The sequence below is a fragment of the Flavobacterium ichthyis genome (assembly GCF_009915155.1).
Taxonomy (GTDB): Bacteria; Bacteroidota; Bacteroidia; order Flavobacteriales; family Flavobacteriaceae; genus Flavobacterium; species Flavobacterium ichthyis.
In genome coordinates, this window is sequence record NZ_JAABLM010000002.1 from 211,738 (window position 1) to 236,993 (window position 25,256).

At 33.6% G+C, this 25,256-nt stretch carries 32 protein-coding genes and 1 other RNA gene; 12 read left to right on the top strand and 21 right to left on the bottom strand.

From position 1 onward, the window contains the following. Positions 1-26: 26 nt before the first annotated feature. Complete coding sequence (locus GV828_RS02680; RefSeq protein ID WP_166535920.1) at positions 27-794, top strand: glycoside hydrolase family 16 protein; 768 nt, start codon at positions 27-29, stop codon at positions 792-794. 64 nt (positions 795-858) lie between these two features. On the opposite strand, the gene GV828_RS02685 is transcribed toward GV828_RS02680, so the two are convergent. From GV828_RS02685 to GV828_RS02700, 4 genes are all read right to left on the bottom strand, one after another. Continuing rightward, entirely contained in the window at positions 859-1,272 is a 414-nt protein-coding gene (locus GV828_RS02685; RefSeq protein WP_166535921.1) for a DUF6691 family protein, read from the bottom strand. A 5-nt stretch (positions 1,273-1,277) separates the two neighbouring features. Then, on the bottom strand, positions 1,278-1,835 hold the full coding sequence (locus GV828_RS02690) for a YeeE/YedE family protein (RefSeq protein ID WP_166535922.1): 558 nt from the start codon (positions 1,833-1,835) through the stop codon (positions 1,278-1,280). A gap of 133 nt (positions 1,836-1,968) precedes the next feature. Beyond that, positions 1,969-2,364: a transfer-messenger RNA gene (gene ssrA / locus GV828_RS02695) on the bottom strand. A 172-nt stretch (positions 2,365-2,536) separates the two neighbouring features. Then, positions 2,537-3,739: a serine hydrolase domain-containing protein gene (locus GV828_RS02700; protein WP_166535923.1), complete on the bottom strand. Its 1,203-nt coding sequence runs from the start codon at positions 3,737-3,739 to the stop codon at positions 2,537-2,539. Between the two features lie 277 nt (positions 3,740-4,016). Here GV828_RS02700 and GV828_RS02705 point away from each other — a divergent pair, with 277 nt between their 5' ends. Next, positions 4,017-5,222 carry an NAD(P)-dependent oxidoreductase gene (locus GV828_RS02705; protein WP_166535924.1) on the top strand — a complete coding sequence of 402 codons (1,206 nt, stop codon included), beginning with the start codon at positions 4,017-4,019 and terminating at the stop codon, positions 5,220-5,222. Positions 5,223-5,305: 83 nt separating this feature from the next. Next, positions 5,306-5,668, top strand: coding sequence for a hypothetical protein (locus tag GV828_RS02710; RefSeq protein WP_166535925.1), 363 nt, complete (start codon positions 5,306-5,308; stop codon positions 5,666-5,668). A 30-nt stretch (positions 5,669-5,698) separates the two neighbouring features. Here the strand turns inward: GV828_RS02710 and GV828_RS02715 are convergent, their stop codons facing one another. From GV828_RS02715 to GV828_RS02745, 7 genes are all read right to left on the bottom strand, one after another. After that, on the bottom strand, positions 5,699-6,154 hold the full coding sequence (locus GV828_RS02715; protein WP_166535926.1) for a Coq4 family protein: 456 nt from the start codon (positions 6,152-6,154) through the stop codon (positions 5,699-5,701). A 52-nt stretch (positions 6,155-6,206) separates the two neighbouring features. Next, on the bottom strand, positions 6,207-6,503 hold the full coding sequence (locus GV828_RS02720; RefSeq protein WP_166535927.1) for a winged helix-turn-helix domain-containing protein: 297 nt from the start codon (positions 6,501-6,503) through the stop codon (positions 6,207-6,209). A gap of 34 nt (positions 6,504-6,537) precedes the next feature. After that, positions 6,538-7,170, bottom strand: coding sequence for a hypothetical protein (locus tag GV828_RS02725; RefSeq protein WP_166535928.1), 633 nt, complete (start codon positions 7,168-7,170; stop codon positions 6,538-6,540). Between the two features lie 82 nt (positions 7,171-7,252). Further along, on the bottom strand, positions 7,253-8,071 hold the full coding sequence (gene kdsA, locus GV828_RS02730) for a 3-deoxy-8-phosphooctulonate synthase (RefSeq protein WP_166535929.1): 819 nt from the start codon (positions 8,069-8,071) through the stop codon (positions 7,253-7,255). A gap of 282 nt (positions 8,072-8,353) precedes the next feature. Then, complete coding sequence (locus tag GV828_RS02735) at positions 8,354-8,803, bottom strand: 2-dehydro-3-deoxyphosphooctonate aldolase (RefSeq protein ID WP_166535930.1); 450 nt, start codon at positions 8,801-8,803, stop codon at positions 8,354-8,356. Beyond that, entirely contained in the window at positions 8,800-9,288 is a 489-nt protein-coding gene (locus GV828_RS02740) for a DUF4199 domain-containing protein (RefSeq protein WP_166535931.1), read from the bottom strand. The genes GV828_RS02735 and GV828_RS02740 overlap by 4 nt, the downstream gene beginning before the upstream one ends. A 160-nt stretch (positions 9,289-9,448) precedes the next feature. Further along, entirely contained in the window at positions 9,449-10,156 is a 708-nt protein-coding gene (locus tag GV828_RS02745) for an MBL fold metallo-hydrolase (protein ID WP_166535932.1), read from the bottom strand. Between the two features lie 157 nt (positions 10,157-10,313). Between GV828_RS02745 and GV828_RS02750 the strand changes: the two genes are divergently transcribed. Continuing rightward, positions 10,314-13,400, top strand: a complete 3,087-nt coding sequence (locus GV828_RS02750) for a PAS domain-containing sensor histidine kinase (protein WP_166535933.1) — start codon at positions 10,314-10,316, stop codon at positions 13,398-13,400. Positions 13,401-13,414: 14 nt separating this feature from the next. Here GV828_RS02750 and GV828_RS02755 read toward each other — a convergent pair whose 3' ends face one another. The 6 genes from GV828_RS02755 to GV828_RS02780 all read right to left on the bottom strand — a co-directional run bounded on the left by GV828_RS02755 (position 13,415) and on the right by GV828_RS02780 (position 17,813). Beyond that, complete coding sequence (locus GV828_RS02755) at positions 13,415-13,846, bottom strand: hypothetical protein (protein WP_166535934.1); 432 nt, start codon at positions 13,844-13,846, stop codon at positions 13,415-13,417. Positions 13,847-14,039: 193 nt separating this feature from the next. Beyond that, positions 14,040-14,810: a TIGR03915 family putative DNA repair protein gene (locus GV828_RS02760; RefSeq protein WP_166535935.1), complete on the bottom strand. Its 771-nt coding sequence runs from the start codon at positions 14,808-14,810 to the stop codon at positions 14,040-14,042. Between the two features lies 1 nt (position 14,811). Further along, positions 14,812-16,068, bottom strand: coding sequence for a putative DNA modification/repair radical SAM protein (locus GV828_RS02765; protein WP_166535936.1), 1,257 nt, complete (start codon positions 16,066-16,068; stop codon positions 14,812-14,814). 171 nt (positions 16,069-16,239) lie between these two features. Continuing rightward, a complete protein-coding gene (locus GV828_RS02770) occupies positions 16,240-16,659 on the bottom strand; it encodes a hypothetical protein (RefSeq protein WP_166535937.1) in 420 nt (139 codons plus the stop codon). Between the two features lie 89 nt (positions 16,660-16,748). Further along, positions 16,749-17,255 (bottom strand): hypothetical protein, encoded by a 507-nt coding sequence (locus GV828_RS02775; protein ID WP_166535938.1) that lies wholly within the window; start codon positions 17,253-17,255, stop codon positions 16,749-16,751. 114 nt (positions 17,256-17,369) lie between these two features. Then, positions 17,370-17,813 (bottom strand): response regulator, encoded by a 444-nt coding sequence (locus GV828_RS02780; protein WP_235935402.1) that lies wholly within the window; start codon positions 17,811-17,813, stop codon positions 17,370-17,372. A gap of 303 nt (positions 17,814-18,116) precedes the next feature. On the opposite strand from GV828_RS02780, the gene GV828_RS02785 reads away from it, so the two are divergent. The 4 genes from GV828_RS02785 to GV828_RS02800 all read left to right on the top strand — a co-directional run bounded on the left by GV828_RS02785 (position 18,117) and on the right by GV828_RS02800 (position 19,950). Next, positions 18,117-18,287, top strand: coding sequence for a hypothetical protein (locus tag GV828_RS02785; protein WP_166535939.1), 171 nt, complete (start codon positions 18,117-18,119; stop codon positions 18,285-18,287). A 92-nt stretch (positions 18,288-18,379) separates the two neighbouring features. Next, complete coding sequence (locus GV828_RS02790; RefSeq protein WP_166535940.1) at positions 18,380-18,754, top strand: hypothetical protein; 375 nt, start codon at positions 18,380-18,382, stop codon at positions 18,752-18,754. A gap of 2 nt (positions 18,755-18,756) precedes the next feature. Further along, entirely contained in the window at positions 18,757-19,611 is an 855-nt protein-coding gene (locus GV828_RS02795) for an SDR family oxidoreductase (RefSeq protein ID WP_166535941.1), read from the top strand. A 120-nt stretch (positions 19,612-19,731) separates the two neighbouring features. Next, positions 19,732-19,950, top strand: coding sequence for a hypothetical protein (locus tag GV828_RS02800; protein ID WP_166535942.1), 219 nt, complete (start codon positions 19,732-19,734; stop codon positions 19,948-19,950). Positions 19,951-20,032: 82 nt separating this feature from the next. Here the strand turns inward: GV828_RS02800 and GV828_RS02805 are convergent, their stop codons facing one another. Then, positions 20,033-20,323, bottom strand: coding sequence for a hypothetical protein (locus GV828_RS02805; RefSeq protein ID WP_166535943.1), 291 nt, complete (start codon positions 20,321-20,323; stop codon positions 20,033-20,035). A 142-nt stretch (positions 20,324-20,465) separates the two neighbouring features. Between GV828_RS02805 and GV828_RS02810 the strand changes: the two genes are divergently transcribed. The 4 genes from GV828_RS02810 (at position 20,466) to GV828_RS02825 (ending at position 23,871) form a co-directional block, all read left to right on the top strand. Beyond that, positions 20,466-20,729 (top strand): SemiSWEET family sugar transporter, encoded by a 264-nt coding sequence (locus GV828_RS02810; protein ID WP_166535944.1) that lies wholly within the window; start codon positions 20,466-20,468, stop codon positions 20,727-20,729. 302 nt (positions 20,730-21,031) lie between these two features. Beyond that, the gene (locus tag GV828_RS02815) at positions 21,032-21,589 is read left to right on the top strand and encodes a helix-turn-helix domain-containing protein (protein WP_166535945.1); all 558 of its coding nucleotides are present in this window, start codon (positions 21,032-21,034) and stop codon (positions 21,587-21,589) included. A gap of 20 nt (positions 21,590-21,609) precedes the next feature. Continuing rightward, positions 21,610-22,056 (top strand): response regulator, encoded by a 447-nt coding sequence (locus tag GV828_RS02820; RefSeq protein ID WP_166535979.1) that lies wholly within the window; start codon positions 21,610-21,612, stop codon positions 22,054-22,056. Positions 22,057-22,089: 33 nt separating this feature from the next. Then, complete coding sequence (locus GV828_RS02825; RefSeq protein WP_166535946.1) at positions 22,090-23,871, top strand: ATP-binding protein; 1,782 nt, start codon at positions 22,090-22,092, stop codon at positions 23,869-23,871. Here the strand turns inward: GV828_RS02825 and GV828_RS02830 are convergent, their stop codons facing one another. The 3 genes from GV828_RS02830 to GV828_RS02840 are packed head-to-tail and all read right to left on the bottom strand — an operon-like array spanning position 23,872 to position 25,248. After that, a complete protein-coding gene (locus tag GV828_RS02830; RefSeq protein WP_166535947.1) occupies positions 23,872-24,258 on the bottom strand; it encodes a rhodanese-like domain-containing protein in 387 nt (128 codons plus the stop codon). A gap of 47 nt (positions 24,259-24,305) precedes the next feature. After that, the gene (locus GV828_RS02835) at positions 24,306-24,620 is read right to left on the bottom strand and encodes a rhodanese-like domain-containing protein (protein WP_166535948.1); all 315 of its coding nucleotides are present in this window, start codon (positions 24,618-24,620) and stop codon (positions 24,306-24,308) included. Between the two features lie 10 nt (positions 24,621-24,630). Further along, the gene (locus GV828_RS02840) at positions 24,631-25,248 is read right to left on the bottom strand and encodes a thioredoxin family protein (RefSeq protein ID WP_166535949.1); all 618 of its coding nucleotides are present in this window, start codon (positions 25,246-25,248) and stop codon (positions 24,631-24,633) included. Positions 25,249-25,256 lie beyond the last annotated feature (8 nt).

Genomic DNA, 25,256 nt, shown 5'->3' on the forward strand with positions numbered 1-25,256 from the left:
TTTTTTTAAAAAAAATATAAAATATTATGAAAGTCACCACAATCATCGGGATGTTGTGCTTCTCCTCTATTGCCTTTGCTCAAGTAAAAAAAGGCGAATTAATTTGGGAAGAAAATTTCTCCGGAAAAACGTTAAACGAACAAATTTGGAACTACGAATTAGGCGATGGATGCCCCAATATTTGCGGCTGGGGAAACAACGAACGCCAAGTTTACACCAAAGAAAATCATCAACTCAAAGGCGGAAAACTGTATATTACAGCAAAAAAAGAGGGCGAAAAATACACCTCAACCCGCATCACCACAGCCGGCAAAAAAGAATTCAAATACGGTTATATGGAAACGCGTGCGAAACTTCCAACGGGTTCCGGAATTTGGCCGGCATTTTGGATGTTGGGTTCTAATATCAAAGAAGTCGGTTGGCCAAAATCCGGAGAAATAGACATTTTAGAATACGTTGGAAAAGAACCTTCGCAGGTTTATACCACTTTACACATGCAAGACCATCACGGCGATAACGCAAGTTCCAAAAAAACCAAAATTGAAAAAATTGAAAAAGGATTTCATACTTACGGGGTAAATTGGACAACAGAAAAAATGGATTTTTATGTAGATGACAAACTTGTCTATACTTACAATCCCGAAAACAAAACCGAGAACAATTGGCCTTTTGACCAACCTTTTTATTTTATTTTAAATGTTGCCGTAGGTGGCAATTTTGGCGGTCCAGCCGTTGACGATTCTATCTTTCCACAGCAGTTTGTGGTAGATTATGTAAGAGTATATTCTAACTAAATTTAGTTTGAAGTTTGTTGTTAGTGAAACAGCCGCAGAAATTTCTGCGGCTGTTTTTTTATCGTTATTGAGGTAATTTATCTTTAATCAATCCGTAGCAAAAAGTTCCGGCGAGCGCTCCTAAAAAAATAATGCCCACAGCATAAAATCCAGCACCAATTAATATAAAAATTGGTCCAGGACACGTGCCAATCATCCCCCATCCTAACCCAAAAATCGTTCCGCCAATCAAGTAGTTTTTAAAACCTTTGTCCTTATCAGGAATATTAATTAGTGTTCCATCAACGTCTTTCACCTGATTTCTTTTAAAAAGCTGAATCCCAATCACTCCAGTTATAATTGCAGTGGTAATAATCCCATACATATGGATCGATTGAAACTGAAACATTTCATAAATTCGGTACCAAGAAACCGCTTCAGATTTAGTTAAAACAATTCCGAAAATAATTCCAACCAATAAATATTTTATAAACTTCATTGTCCTTAAAAAATTAGAGGTAATAAAAAATGAGCTGCAAAAAGTCCACCCACGAAAAATCCTATTACAGCTATCAACGAGGGTAATTGCAAATTACTCAAGCCCGTAATTGCGTGACCCGAAGTACATCCACCTGCATAACGTGAACCAAATCCTACCAAAAAACCACCAAGAATCATAAATAAAAATATTTTGGGTGTAAATACATTTTCGATTGTAGTAAATTTTTCCGGTAACAATTTTCCATCAGGAAGATCAACGTTCATTTCCTGTAATTTTACTAAAGTACCCGGATTTAATTGAACACCCGAACCGTCACTTAAAAAATGAACCGCAATAAATCCGCCAACCATCGCACCCAAAACCACCACCAGATTCCACCGTTGTGATTTCCAATCAAATCTAAAAAAATCCGAAAATTTTCCCGCGCCACCAATGCTGCAAAGCGTTCTGAGATTAGACGACATCCCAAAAGTTTTTCCAAAATAAATAAGAGATAACATGACCACTCCAATCAAAAAACCCGAGATATACCAAGGCCACGTGCCGTAAAAACTATACATGATAAAATAATTTCGAACAAAAATAAGCATATAAACCGAACGATAAAAACGAAAAAACTTTACATCCAAAAATGCTTAAAAAAAACCAATAAAAAAACCGTAACCATTTGTAAAACAAATAATTACGGTTGTTCTGTGGAGTCGGGGAGAGTCGAACTCCCGTCCAAACAAGCAACTAAAAAGCTTTCTACACGTTTAGTTTCCGATTCAATTTTCATCGTTTGGCTAAGCCGAAAACCGCTACCAAACGCCTATCTTCTAAAGTGTCAAAACGGTTCCGAAGCCTTACCGTTTCTAGGTTTATTTTTACGGTTCCCCTAAACAGAACGCCACAAACCAAGGCTTTCAAGAGGAATCCAGCTTTCCTACCTTGTAGGAACTAGGCAAATCGTACTATAATTCGGATTAAGCAGCTAAAGCGTAGTTATTCTCGCCGTATAAAAGTGCGAAACATGGATTTACGAGATATGTTTCCGTTCTCGACGTGCTTACTTTTCAATTCGACTTGCTGTCAAAACCAGTCGACCCCATAATATAAAAGAACTTTTTTTCATTTGGGCGTGCCGCTGCAAAAAAAGCTGATCGCATTTTTGCACCGTCGCGTCTTCCGCTACAATCTTTTTTCGGGCAGAAAAAGCCCAAAAAAAGGATTTTCGCTACAACCGCTCACGCAAAATCCGTGCCACAAAGATACACCTTTTTTAATCAGCACTATCCCCTTCATTAGACTTTATAGGATATTTCCCAAAAATAGGCGACAATTTCAAAATTTTATACGGCTTGTAAGAAAATTTGTTACTTAAAGCAATCATCGTCACCGTGTCATTTTTCAACTTCACATAACTCGAAGTATTGCCGTGCCACCAGCCGTTATGGTAAAATAATTCTTCGCCTGTATCCCACTCCAACAACCGAATTCCCAAACCGTAATTACGCGTTCCTTTCGACTCGTAACTATAGCCTTTAAAAACTTCGCTCATCAAAACCTCATTTAAATATTTCCCAGAATACGTAGCCAAATCAAACTTCATTAAATCGCGTGGCGTACTGTAAATATTTTTATCGCCATAAACATCGTCTAAATGATTCGTCTCGTACAACACTTTATTTCCCTTGTACGATTGACTTGCCGTTTCCTTATCCCGCTCGTGATCGTACACAAAAGTATCTTTCATATCTAATGGCACAAAAACCATCTCCTGCATCACTTCCGGATAACTTTTTCCGGTTATTTTTTCAATGATTAAAGCCAAAATCGCATAATTGGTATTGCAATAACCAAATTTTCGGTCGGGCAAAAAGTAGAGGTTAAATCTATGCTTTGCCATCAAATCTAAAATATCCTGATTTTTGAGCATTTTACTTCTGTCCCAAATTTTTCTATCATCAGCAAAATAAGCATAATTAGGTAAACCACTTCTGTGATTCAACAGCATCTTCACCGTAATTTCTTCGTAAGGAAAACTTGGCAAAATTTCTTGAACGGTAGTTTCGAGCGTTAATTTTTCGCGGTCAACAAGTTTTAAAACCACTGCAGCAGTCAACACTTTCGAAACCGAAGCGATGTGCAAAGCCGTGTTGGGTTTTATTTCCTCACCAGTTTTAAAATTAGCTTTGCCATTGTATTTTTCAAAAATTATTTCGCCGTTTTTAGCCACAATAAAACCGCCGTTTAAGGTTTCATTTGGCCAGTTTTTATCGTAAAACTCTTGAATTTTTGCGCGTTTTTCACTTAAATAATTATCGGATAACTTTTTAGTTTTTGCGCTATAAGGATTGATGATTTCAGGGTTGAAAATTTCCGCGACTTCGTGTGATGCGAGTTCTTTATTTTTTTCTTTGCAAGCGGTAAATAGTAATGTTCCCGCAAGAACAATTGGGGCTATATTTTTGTAAAAATTCATTTTTAATGGCGGTAGTTGAAAAGCAAATATAAAAATTCTTGCATACTTCATGCTTCTATTTTAACCGTTTAAAAACATGATTTAGTATATGGCAACCAAAAAAAATCCTAATCAATTGTTTTCCAAAAGAGTAACATCACCTAAAAAAAATTAAAAAAATAAATCCCGCTATCATTTGCATAACCCTTTTGTAAAAGTTAAATTTGGAACAAATTACTTTAAAGCAGTTTTTTTTGATAGAAATCAGCTTATACCACATTAAAATCTTCAAAAAATTATGAAATTCGGCATTGTAAAAGAAAGAAAAAATCCTCCAGACAGACGCGTTGTTTTTAGCCCAGAAGCTTTAGCGACATTAAAATCACAGTTTCCCCAAGCAGAAATTGTTGTTGAATCCTCTGACATTCGAGTATTTTCTGATGAAGATTATAAACAAAAAGGATTTCCGGTAACAACTGATTTATCAGATTGCGATGTTCTTTTTGGGGTGAAAGAAATTCCGGTTGACGCACTTTTGCCTAACAAAAAATATTTTTTCTTTTCACATACCATTAAAAAACAACCTTACAATCAAAAGTTGCTTCGTGCCATTTTGGACAAAAATATTGAACTTTTTGACCACGAAACCATAGTGGATGAAACCAATAAGCGCTTGATTGGCTTTGGAAGATATGCCGGAATCGTTGGCGCTTACAACGGAATTCGTGCTTTCGGAATAAAATTTGAGTTATTCAATTTACCTAAAGCCGAAACACTAAACGGCAAAGAAGACTTGGTAGCTCGTTTGCGAAGAATTACCATTCCACCCATTAAAATTGTGGTGACCGGAAATGGAAAAGTAGGGAACGGTATTGTAGAAATCCTCGATGCGATGAAGGTAAAACGTGTGGATGTTGAAAATTTTCTTCAAAAAAAATACTCACAACCTGTTTACACCCAAATTGATGTTGCAGATTACAACAAACATACGGAAGGAAAAGAGTTCTCCAGAGAAGATTTTTACCAAAACCCACAAAACTATCAGTCTGATTTTGCACGTTTTACAAAAGTTTCTGATATTTATATAGCAGGACATTTTTATGGAAATGGAGCTCCGGTAATTTTATCGCGTGAAATGTTAAATGCGGCTGACAATAAAATAAAAGTTGTGGCAGATATTTCTTGCGACGTTAATGGACCGATTGCTTGTACTTTAAAAGCGTCAACAATTGCCGATCCGATTTTTGGCTATCATCCTGGCGAACACAAAGAAGTAGATTACTTTCATCCAGCTGCGATAACCGTGATGTCTGTTGATAATTTGCCTTGCGAATTGCCAAAAGATGCGAGTGAAGGTTTTGGCGAAATGTTTTTAGAACATGTAATTCCCGCATTTTTTAATAATGACAAAGATGGCATTTTGCAACGTGCCAAAATCACTGAAAACGGAAAGTTGACGCCTCGTTTTGCGTATCTTCAGGATTATGCTGACGGAAAAGTTTAGTTTTTTGTTTAGAAAAATAATACCACGAATACACGAATTTTTCTAAAATCATTTGGGCATTCTTGGCTAATAAGAAAAATCTTATGAAAAATATTATTTTAATGTTAGTGGTGATTTTTATGGCTGGTTGCAATGCCAAAAAATCACCGGAAATTAAAGACGAAGTAGTTGTTACTGGAGGACATTCTGAAAATGAGCCAGAGAAAACTATTGTTTCGGTTACAGGAATCGTTGCCGAAATTAACCGCGGAAAAGATGGTTATACAGCATCGATTTTTGCAGAAAATAGCCAAACTTATTTTGCTACCATCAGCATCCCAAATCTTACGGATCCAAAGCAATTTCGAGAAGTATCAATTGGTGAAACCATTACTGTTTCTGGCGAGGCTTGGAAAATGGAACAAGACCAATATATTGTAGTTCGGGAATTACAACCTAAAAAATAATTGAAAATATGCCTTTGTCAAATTTATTTTTTATTTGATATTAAAATCATTTCGCACCATGTCCAAAGGTTTTTCGAGCAACTCTAAAAATGCAACGTTGTGAATTGGAAACGATTGTTTCCCTCGAAGATATTGCTGGTTGAAATACTTGAATTTTGCCGGATAAAAAAGAATTCCGGTGATGATAACCAAAAATAAATACAAACTTCGTTTACCATTGCCCAACAAATAGAATTGCATTCCGATTTCTTCGTAAACAGAAGTTCCTGTTTTAGTTAGCACATGAAAAACATCATGATCTTCTAATTTTGGTTGGATTTCAAAACCATTTTTTACTAAAAAATAGCCTAATTTAAAACCCAAACTTTCTTGGTCCATTTGTAGCATTTGGTCTTTATTAATCGACCAAGGCAGGTTTCGTTTGCAATATTTCGCATACGGTTTGCTACTTATTTCGTACAATTTTTCAATTAAAATATCTTTCATAATTTATAATTAAAAGTACTTTGTATTTCAAAGTTTTTAGACAAAAATTTTTTTAGCTTTTTCCAATGAGTTTTTCCAACGCTTCAATGTGAGCTGTAAATGCTTTCCTACCTTCTTTGGTGGCCAAATATTTCGTATTGGGTCTTTTACCAATAAATTGTTTTTCTACCACAATATACTTTTCAGCTTCCAAAGCTTTGGTATGACTGGCGAGATTACCATCTGTAACCCCCAAAAGTTCTTTCAACATATTAAAATCAGCCGATTCATTGACCATCAAAACCGACATAATTCCGAGTCGAATTCTATGATCAAAAGCTTTGTTGATATTTTGGATAATGTGTTTCAAGTGGAGTAAATTTAAAAAAATAAATAGTAAAATCCTATTGGTTTACGGCTGTTCTTTCGTACTTGAAATACATGAGCAAACCGTAGAAAATATTGCCCAAACCGAAACCAATTGCCCAAAAAATCAAACCATAATTGACGAACCAAAGACTAACTAATCCTAACAAAATTACTGTAATTCCAAGATAACGAACGTCTCCAAGCGTGTATTTACTGGCGTTAACACATGCCAAACCGTAAAAAACGAGCATGAGTGGCACGACTAAACTCCACATTTCTTTTTCAATTAAATATAAAATCAAAATGCCGCCAGTTAATAACGGAATCGTAAAATTAATTATCAACCTTTTCGATGATGCATCCCAAATTTTTTCTCCTTCCCTCCTCGCCTTTTTAGCTGAAAGTGAAATTGCAGTTACAACCGAAAATACCACAATCACGGCTGCAATGCCTATTACCCTAAAAATCTGATTTTCGGTTAGAACTATATTTTGAGGTATACTAAAGTCCGCAGATTTATATAAAGATTGATACGCTAAAATTGCGCCAATCAAGGCATAAATTCCGGCTAAAACTCCAGACAACCCACTTAATGAAATAAAACGCGATGATTTGTTCATCATATTTTTAATTTCGGCAATGTCATTTAGGTATTGATTGTTTTTCATAAAAAGAACTTTGAAACACAAAGTAATGTAAACTTTTTGGAATCGCAAAAAAAATCCCCGAAAAAATTTCCGGGGAGGTCTGTTAAAAATTGTTAATCGTTTTTCTTATGGCGACTAATTTTGTCATCAAATCTTCAAAATACTTGATATTCAGCATATTTGCACCGTCACTTTTGGCATTTGCAGGATCAAAATGTGTTTCGATAAAAATTCCATCAACGCCAACTGCAATTCCGGCTTTGGCAATTGTTTCAATCATCTCAGGTCTTCCGCCAGTAACGCCAGTCGTTTGATTAGGTTGTTGTAAAGAATGTGTTACATCTAAAACTGTGGTCGCAAAATTTTTCATGGTAGGAATTCCGCGATAATCTACAATCATATCTTGGTAGCCAAACATGGTGCCACGATCAGTAACCATCACATTTTCATTGTTGCAATCGATGACTTTTTGCACGGCGTGTTTCATACTTTCCGGACTCATAAATTGTCCTTTTTTAAGATTGACGGTTCTTCCGGTATTTGCAGCTGCTACAACTAAATCAGTTTGTCTTACTAAAAAAGCCGGAATTTGCAACACATCTACGTATTCGGCAGCCATTGCAGCGTCTTCGTTAGTATGAATATCCGTAATGGTTGGAACGTGAAAAGTTTCGGAAACTTTGCGGAGAATTTTAAGCGCTTTTTCGTCACCAATTCCTGAAAAACTGTCAATTCTTGAGCGGTTGGCTTTTTTAAACGACCCTTTAAAAACGTAAGGAATTTGCAGCTTGTCGGTCGTTTTCACCAATTCTTCTGCAATTCTCAACGCCATTTCTTCGCCTTCAATGGCACAAGGTCCCGCCAAAAGGAAAAAATTTCCGCTATCGGTATGTTTTATTTTTTTTATATTATCTAAATTCATGGTGTTGATTTTTTGAAGCGCAAATTTAAGGATATTTTTTGGGATTTTCTGGGGATGGGGTTTTTGGGGTAATACTATCAGCGAAATCAAGGACGAATTAGACCGAAGCATAATCTTCCGCGTGAAGGATGGAAGCGGAAACGACCGAAATAAAAAAACGGCACATTTCTTTGGGCTCAAAAGCGACCAGCGGAAGCTCTTTGAGGCCAATTAGAAATTGCCGTTTTTTTATGAGGTGTTGTAGCGTACAGCCTGACCCGAAGGGACACGCCCAAAAAATTTTTATTTTGCGGAAAATCCTACCGGAATGTAGAGATGGCCTTTGCTGTAATTATTGAAATAGAGTTGCACGGGTTGGGAAATTCCGGGATATGAAATTTCGTAAAGGTCGAGTAATCCGGCTCCCATTTCGGTTCTTGTGGTGGGAAACGGACAGCAATTTTCGAGTTTTTTGTAAGCAATTTTTTCGCCGTTTGGTCCGGTTAAGGCATCGAGAAATCGGTTGATGTTGATTGCTTCGTCTTTGGCATTTTTGTAAAAAACATTGATGGGATGGTCTTTGTGATAGCCGTATTTTTTATCGGTTGTTTTTTTCGAAAGTAAGAAATATCCTTCAGAGGTAAGGGTTGGTTCGGGTGCGTTTTCATCTACGTTTTTGAGGGTGGATTTGGCACTGACGCAAGAGATTAATACGCACAAAATGGCGATTATGGCTAAGATTTTTGTTTTCATGCTTTGGTAGTTTTTGTTTTTAAAAACGATGAAATGATAGCGGATATTGTGATACCAAAGGAAAGTGTAAAAAAGATGCTTTGGTAGATTTGACTTTCCAAATTGTAAACTTTTTGAGCACTTTCTAACGTAATATTGTTTTTTTGCACGATCATTTTGACCATGTTTTCTAAAAATTCTGGCGCAATGGCTTTGTGAATGATGACTTGTGCGATTGGCATTAAGATGGCGATGAACAAACTAAGGTATAAACCGCTGGTGGTGCCTTGTTTCCAGTCCATTTGGTTTTTAAAATAGTGGATTTTTTTGTCTTTGATGGCTACTACGAATAAAAATATAGCTAATACGTAAAATAATGCCGAATATTTCCAGTAAATATTGATATTTTGATCATAAAGTCCCATACCTTTTTCGGCAAATGTGTAGGCGATGTAACAAAAAGTATATCTGATAGCCCATTTAATTTCAATGGCGAATTTTTTCATGCAATGTAATTTTGGGTAAAATTAAGCCAATAAAGGGGATTTTGAAAAAATTGATTCAATTTTTATGGTGTCATTCAAGCTAAATTAATAAAGTGAATAGGTAAAGGTTTTCTAGAAATTTGAAGTAATGTAAGTAAATGATTTTTACTTAATATAAATATTAATTTTGGCTATCGTGGTAGTATAAAATAATCCAATTTTCATTATTGGCCTGCTGTTTCCATTGATTGCGAAGTTGCTTGCCAATAATGCCATCATAGTCAGTTTTGTATGCAATGGAACGATTGAAATAGGATTTTTTTGGCAATTCATCGGCTCCAAAAAAAATGGTTTGATGCTGGCCTTTTATCCAAAATACTTGATGATATGGCGTATGGCCTTTGGTTACTTCAAATGTAATATTGGGGTCGATTATTCCGAGATCGTCTTGAAGCCAAACGATGTTTGGAAGTGTTTTAAAATGCTGAAGTTGTTCAATATCGTAAGATGGATTTTGTACTTGTGACATGGCAAATTTATATTCTCGTTCTTGAATGTAAATTTTTGCGTTAGGGAAATTTTCTTTAAACGACTGACCTTCAACCTCGCCTATTCCACCGGCGTGGTCTTTATGCAGATGTGAAATTAGTACCTTTGTCACTTGTTGTGTTTGTAATTGATGTTGCTGTAAAAGTGATTTAATATCTTTAGGTAGGGGCTGATCAGCTAAACCGGTATCTAATAATATTAGGTCGCGCGGAGTTTTTATTAAAAATGGCTGTACTCCTAAAACGGGTCGTTTTGTACTGTTGATTGTGGTTTCCACGGATTTGAACTTTTTTTGGCTAGTAAGACTAAAATTTCCTTGGTGAAGCGAAACAATTTTCATGGTATCATACATTTTATGCTAAAAATAAGCATTTTATTTGAGTTGATCTATCACTAAATTATCGGTAACATGCTTATTTATTGAATTTAATAAAACTCTTCACTTTTTGTATATGCAAATAGCGTATATTTATATCATCAAAAAACCCCAAATAATTTTGAAACAATCACAATTAAGTGCCACAACGCTATTCAAATTTTTACCCGGAATCCATGTGCTCATTAGCTCAAAAAATCCATATAAAATTGAAACTTACACAGAAGAGTTTAAAACTAATTTTAGAAGCCGAGCTAACTTTTTAGGGGAAAATGTGATTGATTTTTTCGGAGAGAATTTAGGTATTGAAATTATCAAGCATATCAAAACGTGTTTAGATAATAACCAGAAGCAAATATTTCATTTGCCTGCAAGTGAATTTAGCATTGATATCTTTGAACTGACACCAATAATCAATGTAAATGGGAATACCGAATCTATCTTAATTCGTATCATCCAAAATGAGAAAAAAATTGACGAACAATCTTTTCAATCTTCAATTTTAGAACGTTCCCATCAGTTTTTTAGCCAAAGTAATATTGCCATGCATATTTTTTTGGGACCACATTTAGAATTGTTTCATGCTAACGATAAGTCATTTGATTTATGGGGCAAGGATAAATCAGTAATTGGTATGAAACTTGGAGACTATTTACCAGAATTGCGTGACCAAGGTTATCTTGAAATTTTAGAAGAAGTTTTTCATACAGGAATCGCCTATTCGGTTTCTGAATCGCCTGTATTTTTACCTAAAAATGGCGCTCTGAGATTAGCATACGTAAATTTTTCGGCACAACCTTATTATTGTGATTCACTTAAAAAACCTAGCGGAGTATTGGTAATGGCTCGAGAAATTACGCAGGAAGTAGAACAGCGTAAATCGAACAAAAAACTTTCGGAAAATTTAGAACTTGCTATTGAGATTGGTCAATTAGGCGTGTTTAATACTAACCTCTGTAAGAAAATTACTCGTTTTTCTAATGAGATAATTACATGGTTTGAATTAAACCAAAACGAGATTTCCCTTACCGATTTTTACGAATTTGTACATCCGGAAGATCGTGTAAAAATTATAAAATTATTTTCTGCAGTTAACCATCAGGAAGATGAAAAGTATAATATCATTTTTCGATTTATAACCCGCTCAAAAAAAATAGTCCCTATCAAGTGTATGGCACAATTTCATTTTGAAAATGGAATTGCAACTCATGTTTCGGGGGTGTTTCAAAATGTTGAAAAATTACTTGAAACCGAAACTTACAGTAAGGAAAGAGCCCATGTGTTATCTCAGGTTTTAAAGAATGCACCATTCCCAATAGGATTGTATAAGGGAAAAGACATGAGAATTGAATTTGTAAATGATGCAATTATCCACACTTGGGGCAAAGGAACCGATTTATTAGGAAAAAAATACGCCGAAATCTTACCCGAACTTCAAGACCAAAATGTGTACAACCAATTAAATGATGTATTCGAGTCAGGAAAACCATTTATTGCTAAAAATCAATTTATTAAACTTGCTGTAAACGGACAATTAAAAGATTTTTACTTTAATTATACCTTTACTCCTATCTATAATCTCGAAGGAAAAATTTATGGCGTGATGAACACCGCTAATGACGTAACCGACTTAGTGATAGCCAAACAAAAAGCGGAAGAAAGTGAAAACCGTTATAGGTTGTTAATCGAAGAATCCAGTGTTGCAACAGCTTTATATATTGGTCAGAATCATAAGATACAGTATGCTAATGATTTAATGCTTAAATTTTGGGGTAAAGATCAACAAATAATTGGCAGCAGTATTCGAGAAGCATTGCCAGAATTAAAAGGTCAGAATTTTTTTGAAAAATTCGATCGGGTTTTTAAAACCGGTGAAGATTATGTGGGAATTGGTGAAGAAGCTTGGTTAGAAGTGAATGGCGTTATGACGCGAGGTTACTATAACTTTACTTATAAAGCCTTGAGAAATCAGGCAAATGAAATTTATGGAATTCACCATATTGCAATAGATAGTACACAAGAAAAATTAAATCTTGAAGCGTTGCACGAAAGTGAAAAGAATTTTCGTAACATGATACTACAAGCTCCTATTGCGATTTGTATTTTGACTGGAAAAGATTATCGCTTTGAAATTATCAATCAAAAAATGGAATTTCTGCTCGGGCGAACAAGCGATAAACTACTCAATTATCCGTTATTTGAAGCGATGCCAGAACTCGCAAACGAAGGCTTACAAGCTATTCTCAAAAAGGTTTTCGAAAGTGGTAAATCCTATATTTCTGAGGAACAAAATTTTCATTTGCCACGACCTAATGGTTTACAATCTCTTTACGTTACTTATATATACGAGCCTGTTCTCGATCAAAATAATATGGTGAAAAGTGTTATGGTAGTAGCCAATGATGTGACCCAACAAGTGCTTTCACGAAAAAAAATTGAAGAAATTGTACAAGAACGCACCAAGGAACTCGCCGATGCTAATTTAAGTTTGAAAAATTCTAATGCCGAATTGGCACAGTTTGCCTATATTGCATCTCACGACTTGCAAGAACCGCTAAGGAAGATTACCATTTTTGGGAATATGTTAGAAGAAAACTTAGGCGAAATTTCTCCAAAAGCAAAGGCCTATTTAGAAAAAATTACCAGTTCTGCTACGAGAATGACTAATTTAATCAAAGACGTGTTAGGTTACTCACAACTTTCACATGGAAAAGATATTTTCAAAAAAGCTGATTTAAATAAAATTCTAAAGGAGGTTATTAATGATTACGAATTAATCATCGAACAAAAAAAAGTTAGAATAAGCTGGAATAATCTTCCTGTAATTAAGGTGATTCCGCTCCAAATTTCGCAATTGTTTAGTAATCTAATTTCAAATTCAATAAAATATTCTCGTGAAAATGTCCCGCCCGAAATTATTATTGAAGTGGCTCAAACAACAGATTTAGAATATAAGTCGTATCACTTATTAGAAAAAAAAGCTTACTTTAAGTTTACCTTTACCGACAACGGTATAGGATTTAAACCTGAATATTCAGAAAAAATATTTAGCATCTTTCAAAGATTACACGGCAAAGGAGAATTTGAAGGCACTGGAATAGGACTCGCAATGTGTAAGAAAATTGTGGAAAATCATAATGGAGTCATTTTTGCAGCTCCAAGTCAAGATTTTGGCGCAAGCTTTATCTTTTTCTTACCAGAAAAATAATTAAAATAAAACTTTTAGGATTGGGTAGTTTTAGAACTTGAATCCTGCTCGGTTTCATTTTCGAGAACTCGCTTCTGAACTCTTTCAAGACTTTTAAATTTATAGTCAATCGCTAATCCTTGTTCAAGTAAGTTATTAACATCGAACAAATTATGATACAAAAATTGCTTTGCAGCAACAGTTAGACTGTCAAAAGAAATTTCGAGTGCTGCATAAGCTTCTAGTTCTGCTCTTATGTTATGATCTTCTAAATTATGGTCTAAAAAAAAATTTGTAAGGTCACCTATTGGTCGTAAAGCTGGCTTTAACTGATTTTCAATCACATAATTTAAATTTTCGAGTGTCACAGGAAGAAACACAAATTCGTCAAAAAGTACTACTAATCCCTGTGACTGATTGGCTTCATAAAAAGGGTAAATTGTTAAGTGCGAGTCTTCAATCTTCATGGTTAAGATAATATTGCATAGTCCGTTTAACACAAATTTCTAAAATATTATTGTTGTTTTTTTTATAAAAATAAATTTATTTGTTATACGATTATAAGTATTGTGAACCCGAATTAATTTTCGTTAAATAATCTTTATAATTACGATATAACTAAAATCAACAACTAAAAAACGTGATTTGGTAAAGTAAATATCAAGGCGCAACCCGTTTTTCGGTTAAATATTTCCAATATCTTTTTGGCACGTGCCTGATATGAAGCTTCATATTTTTGCGAGCCAAAATATTTGTACTTTTAAAATAATCCTGCCATAATATAGAAAATAAATCTTCTTTAACCGCCAAGTGATTTTCGTCAGTAGTATGCTTTTTTAAATCTGGATGCATCTCGAATACAACTTCCTCTACTGTTTTCAGGTTATAAAATAATCCATATTTTCTTTTTAAATCGTAAATAATCCATTGTTGATCGGCGAATCGATCTTTAAAAAATTTAGCAATAAGAGGTAACACATTAAAATCGGGTTCTACACCCGCATAAAATATACCATCACTCGTTTCTTGAAAACGGATAAAAGCTTTCATTCTATGACGTTCACGACTCACGCTTTTAGCAATTTTTGTGATGCCAATTACATTTTTGTGTCCAAAATTTTGCTCGACTTTTTCTGTTTTTGAATTAAAAACATACACACAAAATTCAAAAATATGCTGAAAACTTTCCTCTTTTTCGGACAAGTAGGCGGTGTAAATTTGATATAAAAACATTGAAGAGACTCGCTTTTCTAAACCTTTCCAAACCCTCATCGATTTTTCTTCTTGAGTAATAACCTCTAAAAAATCATACATTAACAAAGGTTGAAATAATGCTTTAGAAACAATTGTAAACTGCTTAGGTCTTCTTTCAAAAAATTCAAATATAGTGGTCAATAAACCATTAAAACTTCCATCAAAAATAAATATCATATTAAAAAAGCGTTAGCTGATTTTGAGGAATTTTTGTGTACTTACTTGAACCTTCGGTTACAATTTTGTTGCGAAGATGAATGGGATCAGGATCATTTAATTGAAAAACTGAATCCGCACATCTTATAAAATATTTTGCTCGATTGTAGGCTATGCCTAATTTTTGTAATTGATATGATTTTAATTTTCCAAATTTTCTTGCCTGGATTATTTTTTTCGCAGAACCTACTCCAATTCCCGGAATTCGCAAAATCATTCTATAATCAGCTGTATTAATATCTACTGGAAAAAACTCCATATTTCGCAAAGCCCAACTAAGTTTTGGATCAATCTCTACATCGAGATTAGGGTTTTTGGGATTCAGGATTTCATAAACGTCAAAACCATAAAAGCGCATTAACCAATCTGTTTGATACAATCTATTTTCTCTTAAGAGTGGCGGTTGAGAACCTATAACAGGCATTCTTTCGTCGTAACTTATTGGGATATAACCAGAATAATAAACCCTTTTTAAATTAAAGTTTTTATAATATTGATTCGCACTGTACATAATTTCCATGTCAGTTTCTGGTGTGGCTCCAATTACCATTTGTGTACTTTGGCCTGCAGGAACGAATTTGGGTGTATTTTTAATTATTTTTTTTTCATCCTTGAATTTTACGATACTATTTTCAATGAATGCCAAAGGTTTTTTTACTTGATCATGAGATTTGTCTGGGGCTAAGAGTTTAAGTCCGGATTCGGTTGGCATTTCAAGGTTAATACTCATTCTATCTGCATATAATCCCGCTTCCGTTAACAATTCTTCACTGGCTCCAGGAATAGTTTTGAGATGAATATAACCGTTAAAATTATTTTCCAGCCGTAATCTTTTAACAATTCTCACCAATCTTTCCATGGTGTAATCGGGGTTTTTAAAAATTCCCGAACTGAGAAATAAACCTTCAATATAATTTCGCCGATAAAAACCCATAGTAAGTTCTACCACTTCATCGACTGTAAATGCGGCTCTTTTTACATCGTTACTTTTTCTAGATACACAGAAAGCGCAATCAAAAATACAATGATTGGTAAGTAAAATTTTAAGTAAAGATACACATCGGCCATCTTCGGTGTAAGTATGACAAATGCCCGACCCGTTTGCATCCCCTAAACCTTTATTATCATTTTTTCGATTGCTTCCGCTAGACGAACAAGACACATCATATTTAGCTGCATCTGCCAAAATTTTTAGCTTTTCTCTAATTCTTTCAGACATTTTTAAAATTTTTGCCTTACAAATTTCGGGAACGGATTTTCGAATGATTGTTAATGCATAGGGATAAATTTTACCAAAAAGAAAAAAAAAAGTAGCGTTAGAACATATTCATAACGCTACTTTTACAGTTGACAGGTTGGATTTTCCGAATATTTTATTATTTATGCTGTATTATTTTTTTTTCACGTTGTCATTCCATCCGGTACTTCCATTTCCTTCACCACCGCTTCCGCTAGTACCGCTACCGCCGCTTGTTCCACTGCTTCCATAAACTCTGTCAGTATCTGTGTTACTTTTTTGGTTAGGGTCAATGATGCTTACGTTTGGCTCATTTTTTTGATTAAGTTTACTTTCTCGGTTGCTTTCTAGTGTTGTGTTTTGCGCTGAAACACCACTTGGTCGCCTATTGGAATTTTTAAATGAGGGATTATTTTTAATAACAACTGTGTCAGTATTATTATTTAATTCGATATTTTTTTCTGCACATTCGACACAAGGATCTTTTTTGTTGCAAGAAATTGCTAATGTGGTAGTGATAGCTATTGACAGAAGTAATATAGCAGCCGATATATTCTTACTAAGTGATTTCATAATGAAAATTAATTTGGTTACGATGTAAAATTACTTCATTGATAAATCCAATGCGTTATAAAATTTCCATTCAATTTTCTAAAATAAGATTATCGGAGGGCAATTTTTTTATTTTCGATACTCCATCGTGGTATTTTTGAATTTTTACCTTCGACTAATTCAAACTTGTATTCTTGTTTAGAAGTTTCCCGAGTGGATGGATCGGTAATGGTGTATTCCATGTGCGCTTTCTCTTTGAAAAATTTTTTCCAAGTAGGAAAAATATCAATGTATTTCCCTCGAATGGCTTTTAATGTCAATACTTGATTATTATTTTTTTTAAAGTCCACAAATAAACACTCATGCCAATCCTCTTTACTTTCTAGTTCCAAGTCCGTAATATCTTTCGGGGCGTAAATTATAGTGTAGCTGTTTTCATCTCCATTGTTAGTAACACCATAATATCTATAATTCAAAGTAGTCAATTGGACAATTTGTTCGGAGATTTCTCTTGCATCTTTTGGATTGACTTCAGAGATAGATTTTAGGAAAGAAATATCTTGAGCGAAACCAATTCCGTAGAGTAAAAGTGCTGTGGTATAAATAATGCTTTTCATAACTTCCATACTTAATATCATCAAAATTATATAGAAAATCACGTATTCGTTTTACACAAAAGCACTTTTTAATAACATAATTTCTAACAAAAAAAAACGCCCTTGATAGGCGTTTTAAACATTGTAGAAAAAGGTTTCTCTATTTAACCCAGAAGTATGGTAATGCCAATTAATATTTAAAACATTTTTAATAATCTTTTTTAACGTGCCATAATCATTGGGTTTTGTAATGTAGATATTAGCGCCGTTAATAAAAGTTTCCTCTATGTCCTTTTCCAAAGATGATGTGGAATATATTGCCACGGAAATATCTTTAAAACGTGGGTTACTTCTAATTTGCTTTAAACATTCTGCACCGGATATAAAAGGCATGTTAAGATCTAGGAAAATAATATGTGGCAACCTTTTTTCCTCATTATTTAAATGTTCCATGAGCTCGATAGCATTTTTGAACATTAGAAGTTCTTTTGAAATATTAATTTCTCCCAGAACTTCTTCAAATAAAAGGCGATCATCTTGATCGTCGTCTGCGAGAAAAATCTGCATTGATGAACTCATAAAGTATATGTTTATCCTTGGTTAAAAATCCAAACTTTTGTAGTTGGATTGTGATGCAAATATATTTATATCTAAAATAAAAAAAGTTACATAATTATAAGATTTACTTATTTTATTTTTTACCCTCGTAAAATATATCGGTACAATTTATTATTAAATGGTTGTTGAAATTCTTTGGTGGTACGGTAAAATCAAAAAAGCAATCTATCCAAACTTTAATAACTTTTTCCAATAATTATATAAGCGCTAAAACATTATAAAACAAGAACTTTGAATTGTAATACCATTTGAAAAAGTTAGAACATGGAAACAACAAATGATCACAACCATGACAATTATCCATTAGGAATAGATTTAAACAGAATAAAAATACCACAATGGCTATCGCTTTATTTTAGTTTACCCAACATTTGTGAACGTCCGGATATTGATGAAATGTTAATTGATGGATATCCACAAGATGACGATTTTTAGAAGATAACTGGCACGAATCCGGTTAAGAGGATTATGTTTCCCTTAAAATCTCGCTCGTACTTATAAGTAGCGAGGATTTTTTTTTTATTATTATGAAAATTATCACTTCAAAAACACACGCAATTATCGATTATATAATAGGAATTATTATGCTCTGCATTCCTACTTTTATGAACTTTCCAGACGATTCTCTCGTGTGTAGAATACTTGTAATACCTGCATTGTTATTACTCTTAACAGCAACTTTAAGCGAACACGAAATTAATCTTGCCAATTTTCTTTCACGTCAATTGCATTTAAAAATAGATGTGGTCATTGCAGCGTTTTTGTTATTTTCTCCAATAATTATTGGGTTATCGCATAGTTTTCCGCACATACTTTTCGGAATGTTAATATTGGCAAACATCGTACTGTCAAAGAGAAACAAAGCCGTTGACAGTACAACATTTAACAACATCCAAAATTAGTGATGAAAAAACTTAAAAATTTTCCTGAACAAAAACAGTCTCAGCCAGGTATCGAAAACAAAATGACACCTGAACCCCAAATTATTCGTCAGGATTATTATGGTAGCCAAAAGTTAATGGGAAAAGTTGCCTTGATTACCGGAGGCGATAGTGGGATTGGCCGAAGTATCGCAGTACATTTCGCAAGAGAAGGAGCTGACGTGGCCCTTGCCTATTTTGACGAAAATGAGGATGCGAAAACCACTAAAGATATGGTAAACGCTGAAGGCAGGAAATGCTTGCTTTTTAAAGGAGATTTAAAGAAGGAAACTTTCTGTAAAAAAATAGTATCAAAAACGATTGAAAAACTAGGGAAATTAGACATTTTAGTAAACAATGCTGCGATGCAATTTCCTAAAAAGAATATCGCCGATATTACAACTGAACAAGTTCAAAAAACATTTAAAACCAATATATTTCCATTTTTTTATACGGTTATTGCCGCAATTCCGCACCTTAAAAAAGGAGCTTCAATAATAAATACTACTTCAGTAACGGCGTATCGAGGCAGCGAGCATTTACTGGATTATTCGAGTACAAAAGGTGCAATTGTAGCCTTTACTAGATCAGCTTCATTAATGCTCGTAGAAAAAAAAATTCGAGTAAACGCGGTTGCTCCAGGACCAATATGGACACCATTAATACCAGCAACTTTTCGAGGGGAAGATTTAAAAAAATTTGGACAGGATACCCCTATGGGACGAGCTGGTCAACCAAGCGAAGTAGCGCCAGCTTACGTTTTTTTAGCATCTGAAGACGCCTCCTATATTACTGGACAAGTCATTCATATTAATGGAGGCGAAATTATTGGCGGCTAACATTTTTTTTGGCGAAACCTTAATACATTAATGAATATATAATGTGTAAATTTAAGTAATACTTAATTAATACTGTAAAAAAAAATTTAAGTGTAATATAACAATCAAAATTTTAAAGCTATGAAAAACGAAATGAATCAAAACAGAAAAGAGGAAGGATTTGAAACCGGAAGTTTAGATCAATTTGAACGTAAATTTAAAGATGATAATCGAGAAAATGACACATTGGAAGAACATCAAAATTCCACTCGAAGAGCCAATCCTCAAGTACAAAACTCTGCGAACAACACTAAACCTTCCACTGCACAAAATGCTAAGATGAATTATAATAAAAGATAATTCCTTGTAATTTAATATAATAAAAAACGGCTTATATAAAAATAGTAAGCCGTTTTTTTTCAGTGAGAAAACAGTTTTTTATTTAAATCATTTCAACGGTTTTTTCTGTTGAAAAATTAGTATTAATTAAAGATTTTCCTTTATTAACAATTTGTTTTTTAGAATAATTAGAATAAGATATTACTTTTCTTTTTCCATAAAGCAGTAACGGCATATTCATCAATATTCCTACCACACAAATGGCCATCAGAATAAATAAAATTGACATATATAATAGATGGTTGATTTCTGTAGAAAGATTAAAATTGATTACAAAAAAATAAGTTGCAATACATAAAACAGAACCGGATAAAATTAGGGATAAAGTTTTCATAATAAATATCTTTAGTGTTCTACAATAGCTGGTTAAATTTGGTTATTTTGATACTGTAAAGATAAAAATACGCTAACTTGATTTTTTTACACAATTTTAAGAATAGCTTATAAGATAATGTAAAATGTAAAATTCTACTCAAATGGATTATATTCAATTACTTGGCTTAGCTGCGGCATTTTTAACAACGTCTGCAAATTTGCCGCAAGCCTACAAAGTGGTCAAAACAAAATCCACTAAGAGCTTGTCAGCAATGTCTTTTATGATGCTATTTTTAGGAAGTGTAACTTGGGTAATTTATGGTATTTTTAGGAGTGACATCCCAGTTATTATCGCAAATGGCCTTTCGGGTACATTACATGCAATAATCTTATTTGTAAAATTTACAAGGCGAAACAGCAAATAAAATTATATAAAAATTGTTACTAAAACTATAACATTTTTGAACTTAGAAAAAACCAAATTTGTACTATCAATATGATTACTGCCTAATCAAATATTTGGGGAAATTGCTATGAAAACTCTAACCCAATAAAAAATGAGAGCACCTAAAATTATTTTACGGTGCTCTTTTTTTTTGTCATGATAAGTGTTTATGCTTCAATACTTAAATGATTCATGGTCGAAATTATTTAATCCAAACTAGATAATTTTTTAAATTTTAACCAAAAAAATAATATATTTACTGATAAAATTACACCACCAAACATGAAGTTATATATTAAATACGACATTAATTTAGCATGTCGCGTCATTCTACAAGAACAATTAGAAAAGCTTGGTATTAGTTACCAAATGCTCGAAATGGGCGAAATTGAATTCCTCGAAACAATCTCCCCTACGGTTTTCGAAGAACTGAGAAATGCATTATCCCGTTATGGAATTGAAGTACTTGATAATCAAAAAAGTCAGTTGATTCAAAGAATTAAAGACACCATTACTGAAATGATTTATGAACGTGACAAACTGCCAACCTCAACCATCTCGGCCTATTTGTCTGACAAGCTTAACTTAAGTTATGGTTATATTTCAAATATTTTTTCAGAACACACTTACACTTCAATCGAGAATTACATTATTATGCAAAAAATTGAGCGTGCAAAAAAATTGATTATCGAAGATGGTCTTACCCTAACAGAAGTTTCGTATAAACTAAATTATAGTAGTGTTGCCCATCTTTCTGGTCAATTTAAAAAAACTACAGGCTTAACCCCATCAATGTTTAAAAGAATTGTGGACAAAAGACGAGGTATTGCAAAAGAATAAAGTTATATAAAGTGCAAAAAATAGATTATTCCCCCACTCGAATTATTTTGGCAGACGATGACCAAGACGATTTAGCGTTTTTTCGTGAAGCATTATCTACGTTACAACTCAATCACACTTTAGATACTTTCTCTGACGGAAAAAAACTAATGGATTATTTAAATGACCCGAAAAATCCGTTGCCTCATTTATTATTTCTAGACTTAAACATGCCGTGCAAAACCGGAATGGAATGTTTAGAAGAAATACGAAACAACCCACGATTCAAAGACATCTCGATTGCCATTTACTCCACTTCTTCGTCAAATGCTGATTTAGAAGCAACATTTATTAAAGGAGCAAACATTTATATAAAAAAACCATCCAATTTTACAAAATTAAAAGAAGTTTTAAATGAAGTGGTAAATTTAAATTGGCAACATCATACCTCTGGACTAAATAAAGATACTTTCTTGTTTAGCATATAACAATAAATACTTTACGCCAAAAAATTCTAAGCTATGACACTAAAAAAATATTTTACGCCATCTAAAATTTACCCTACAACTGTTGTCATCTCGCTTGTAATATTGATAAGTGTATCAGCGGTTTTTCATTATCAAATGAAAAATTTAAACCATACTGCCGACAGGATTTACGCCTCAAATAAACGCCAATATTTATTAGAAAAAATTCAGTCAGAAATTAGTCAACGCGAAACATCATTGCGAAACTATCTGATTACAAGTGACGAATTTTTCATCAATAACGACAATCAAGCCAAACAAAGCATCTTAATCAATTTAAAAGAACTTGAGCAAAATTACAAACTTGAAAAGCTGAAACCTCAAGAATTTGAGCAAATGCAAGTCATGGCTCTACAATTTACTGAGGAATTTGATAAGATTCAAAACAAGTTCCAAAATAAAACCCTATCCCAAAATGAACTTAGGGACATATTATACAAAAGAAGAAAAGAAGCCGAAAATATTAGCGCTATTATATTCGTTTTGGTGGAAAAAGAGGTTGCACAACATAAAATTCATGGAATTAACCACCGCTATGACACCGAAACTTCTACCACTACCGGTTTTGTATTAACCATTACAGTGATGGTAATCTTATTGGTTTCTTTATATCGAATTAACAATAGTTTTTTAAAAACTAAAAAACTAAACCAAGAACTTAATTTCCTTAATGAAATCGCAGATAAAGCCGAAATAGTTGCTAATATCAGTCATTGGAAAATTAATATGAAAACCGGGAAATATTTTTATTCAGATAACTTTTACAGGATATTAGGACTTCAACCAGGAGATTTTCAAGATGCCGAAAGCTTTCAAAAATTTATACATCCCGAAGATGCCCAAGAAGTTGTGAATGCACACCACGAATCTTTAAAAAATTTCACACCCACAGATTTAATTTATAGAATCATTAAAAAAAACGGAGAGATACGATACATTAAATCTACTGGTGATTTTACTCGAAACGCTAAAGGTGAATTAGTAAAAATTGGCGTTACCAATGATATTACAGAAGTGTATCAATACCAAACTAAATTAGAAGAAACTAACAAAACATTAACCGAAGCCATCGCCGAATTAGAATCCTTTAACCAAATTGTTAGCCACGATCTTCAAGAACCTTTGAGAAAAATTCAGATGTTTACATCGAGAATTGAAGATACTGAGTCACAAAATATATCAGAAAAAGGATTAGAATATTTTTCAAAAATTAAAAATTCTGCTAAAAGAATGCAGACTTTAATGATCGATTTAGTGAATTATTCCCGAACTGTAAAAGACGCTAAGACCTTTGTAAATACTAGTCTAAACGAAATTTTAGACGAAGTGCTACAAGAACTTGCCATTAATATTGATGAAAAAAAGGCAATTATTGAAGTAGAAAATTTGCCACAAATTAACGCAATTCCATTCCAAATTCATCAACTATTCGTAAATCTGATTTCTAATTCACTTAAATATTCTAAGGAGCACATTGCACCAATAATCAAAATTTCAAACGAAAAAATAGCACAAATTGAACGTGTTTCCGGCAACCTCATCAAAAGTTCGGATTATGTAAAAATCATTGTAGCTGACAACGGTATAGGTTTCCAACAAGAATTTTCGGAAAAAATATTCCAGCTTTTTAAGCGCTTAGAAACTGAACATGATTATGCTGGAACTGGATTAGGCCTTTCCATTTGCCGAAAAATTGTCGAAAATCATAATGGGTATATTTTCGCCCAAAGTGAAGCGAATGTAGGTTCAAATTTTATTATTTACCTCAAAAAATAATTACTGGTTTAACGGCATTCCTTTTTCTTGCCAGGCATCAGTACCGCCATCAAGTTCTATTATGTGAGAAAATCCATTGCTATGCATGATTTCTACAGCTTCAGCACTTCTTCCTCCTGCTTTACAATACACGTAAACCGTTTTGTTTTTATCAAGCTTGTCAATGCGTTCTGCAAAATCCTGATCGTACAAGTGAATGTTTTGAGCATTTTTAAGATGTCCCTCGGCAAATTCTTTGGGCGTTCTAACATCTATCAATTGTGGATTATTTTCTCCAGCCAAAGCCGTTTGAAACGCTTGTGGTGCAATATTTTCTACGCCAGATTTTTGCGGATGACAAGCCATACAAAGCATCGCAAAAAATGCAGATAACAGTATTTTTTTCATAAATTTATTTTTTACAAATATAAAAAAAGAGGCCGAAGCCCCTAATATTATTCTGGTACCACAATCTCACCATCCCAGTTTCCAATTCCCCCTATCAAGTTGTAACAATGTTCAAACCCAAGCTTATTCATAATTTCGCAAGCTTTTGCGCTTCGCATTCCAGCTTGGCAATACACGTAATAATTTTTAGTTTTATCCAATTCATCCACTTCGTAAATAAAACCTTGACCTTTGTAAATATCAATGTTTTTCGCCAATGGTATGATGCCGAGGTTAAATTCGTCTTTGGTTCTTACATCTAAAATAACGCCATTAGGATCATTTTGAAATTGTGACCACCAATCGTTTTGCTCTAAATTCATTTGTCTATAATTAAGCTTTAATTGAACATCCAATTGCCTTAGTTTCTTTCACCGAAACCTCTTTGTTATTAAGCAATTGGTTCAATGCATTTTCTACATATTTTTGTTTTACAGCTGTTTCATCGCCATAATTATCATCAATTGCACCTATATATTTTACCTGATTACCTTTCGTAGTTTTTTGCAAAATGTAAACATGAGGTGTTTTTGTCGCGCCATATTGCGGATAAATTTTTTGTCCTTCATCCAGCAAGTAAGGAAAGGTGAATCCTTTTTCTTTGGCACGTTTCTGCATCATCTCAAAGCTATCATCTTTTTGCTTTTCAGGATTATTCGGATTAATAGCAACTACCGGATAACCAAGCGGTTTGTACTTTTTATTTAAAGCAATAATTCTATCTTCATACGCTTGCGCATACGGACAATGATTACAAGTAAAAATAACAATGTAACCCTTTGCTCCTTTGATATTTTTTAAAGAAACTTTTTTATTGTCAATATTTTTCAGCGAAAAATCAATGGCGATATCCCCTACTTTGTATCCTGATGCCGGAGTTTTTTCAACCCAAAAAAATGCACTTGCAGTTACTAAAACCGCCATCAATGCGAAAATTTTTAAAGCTTTCATATTATAAA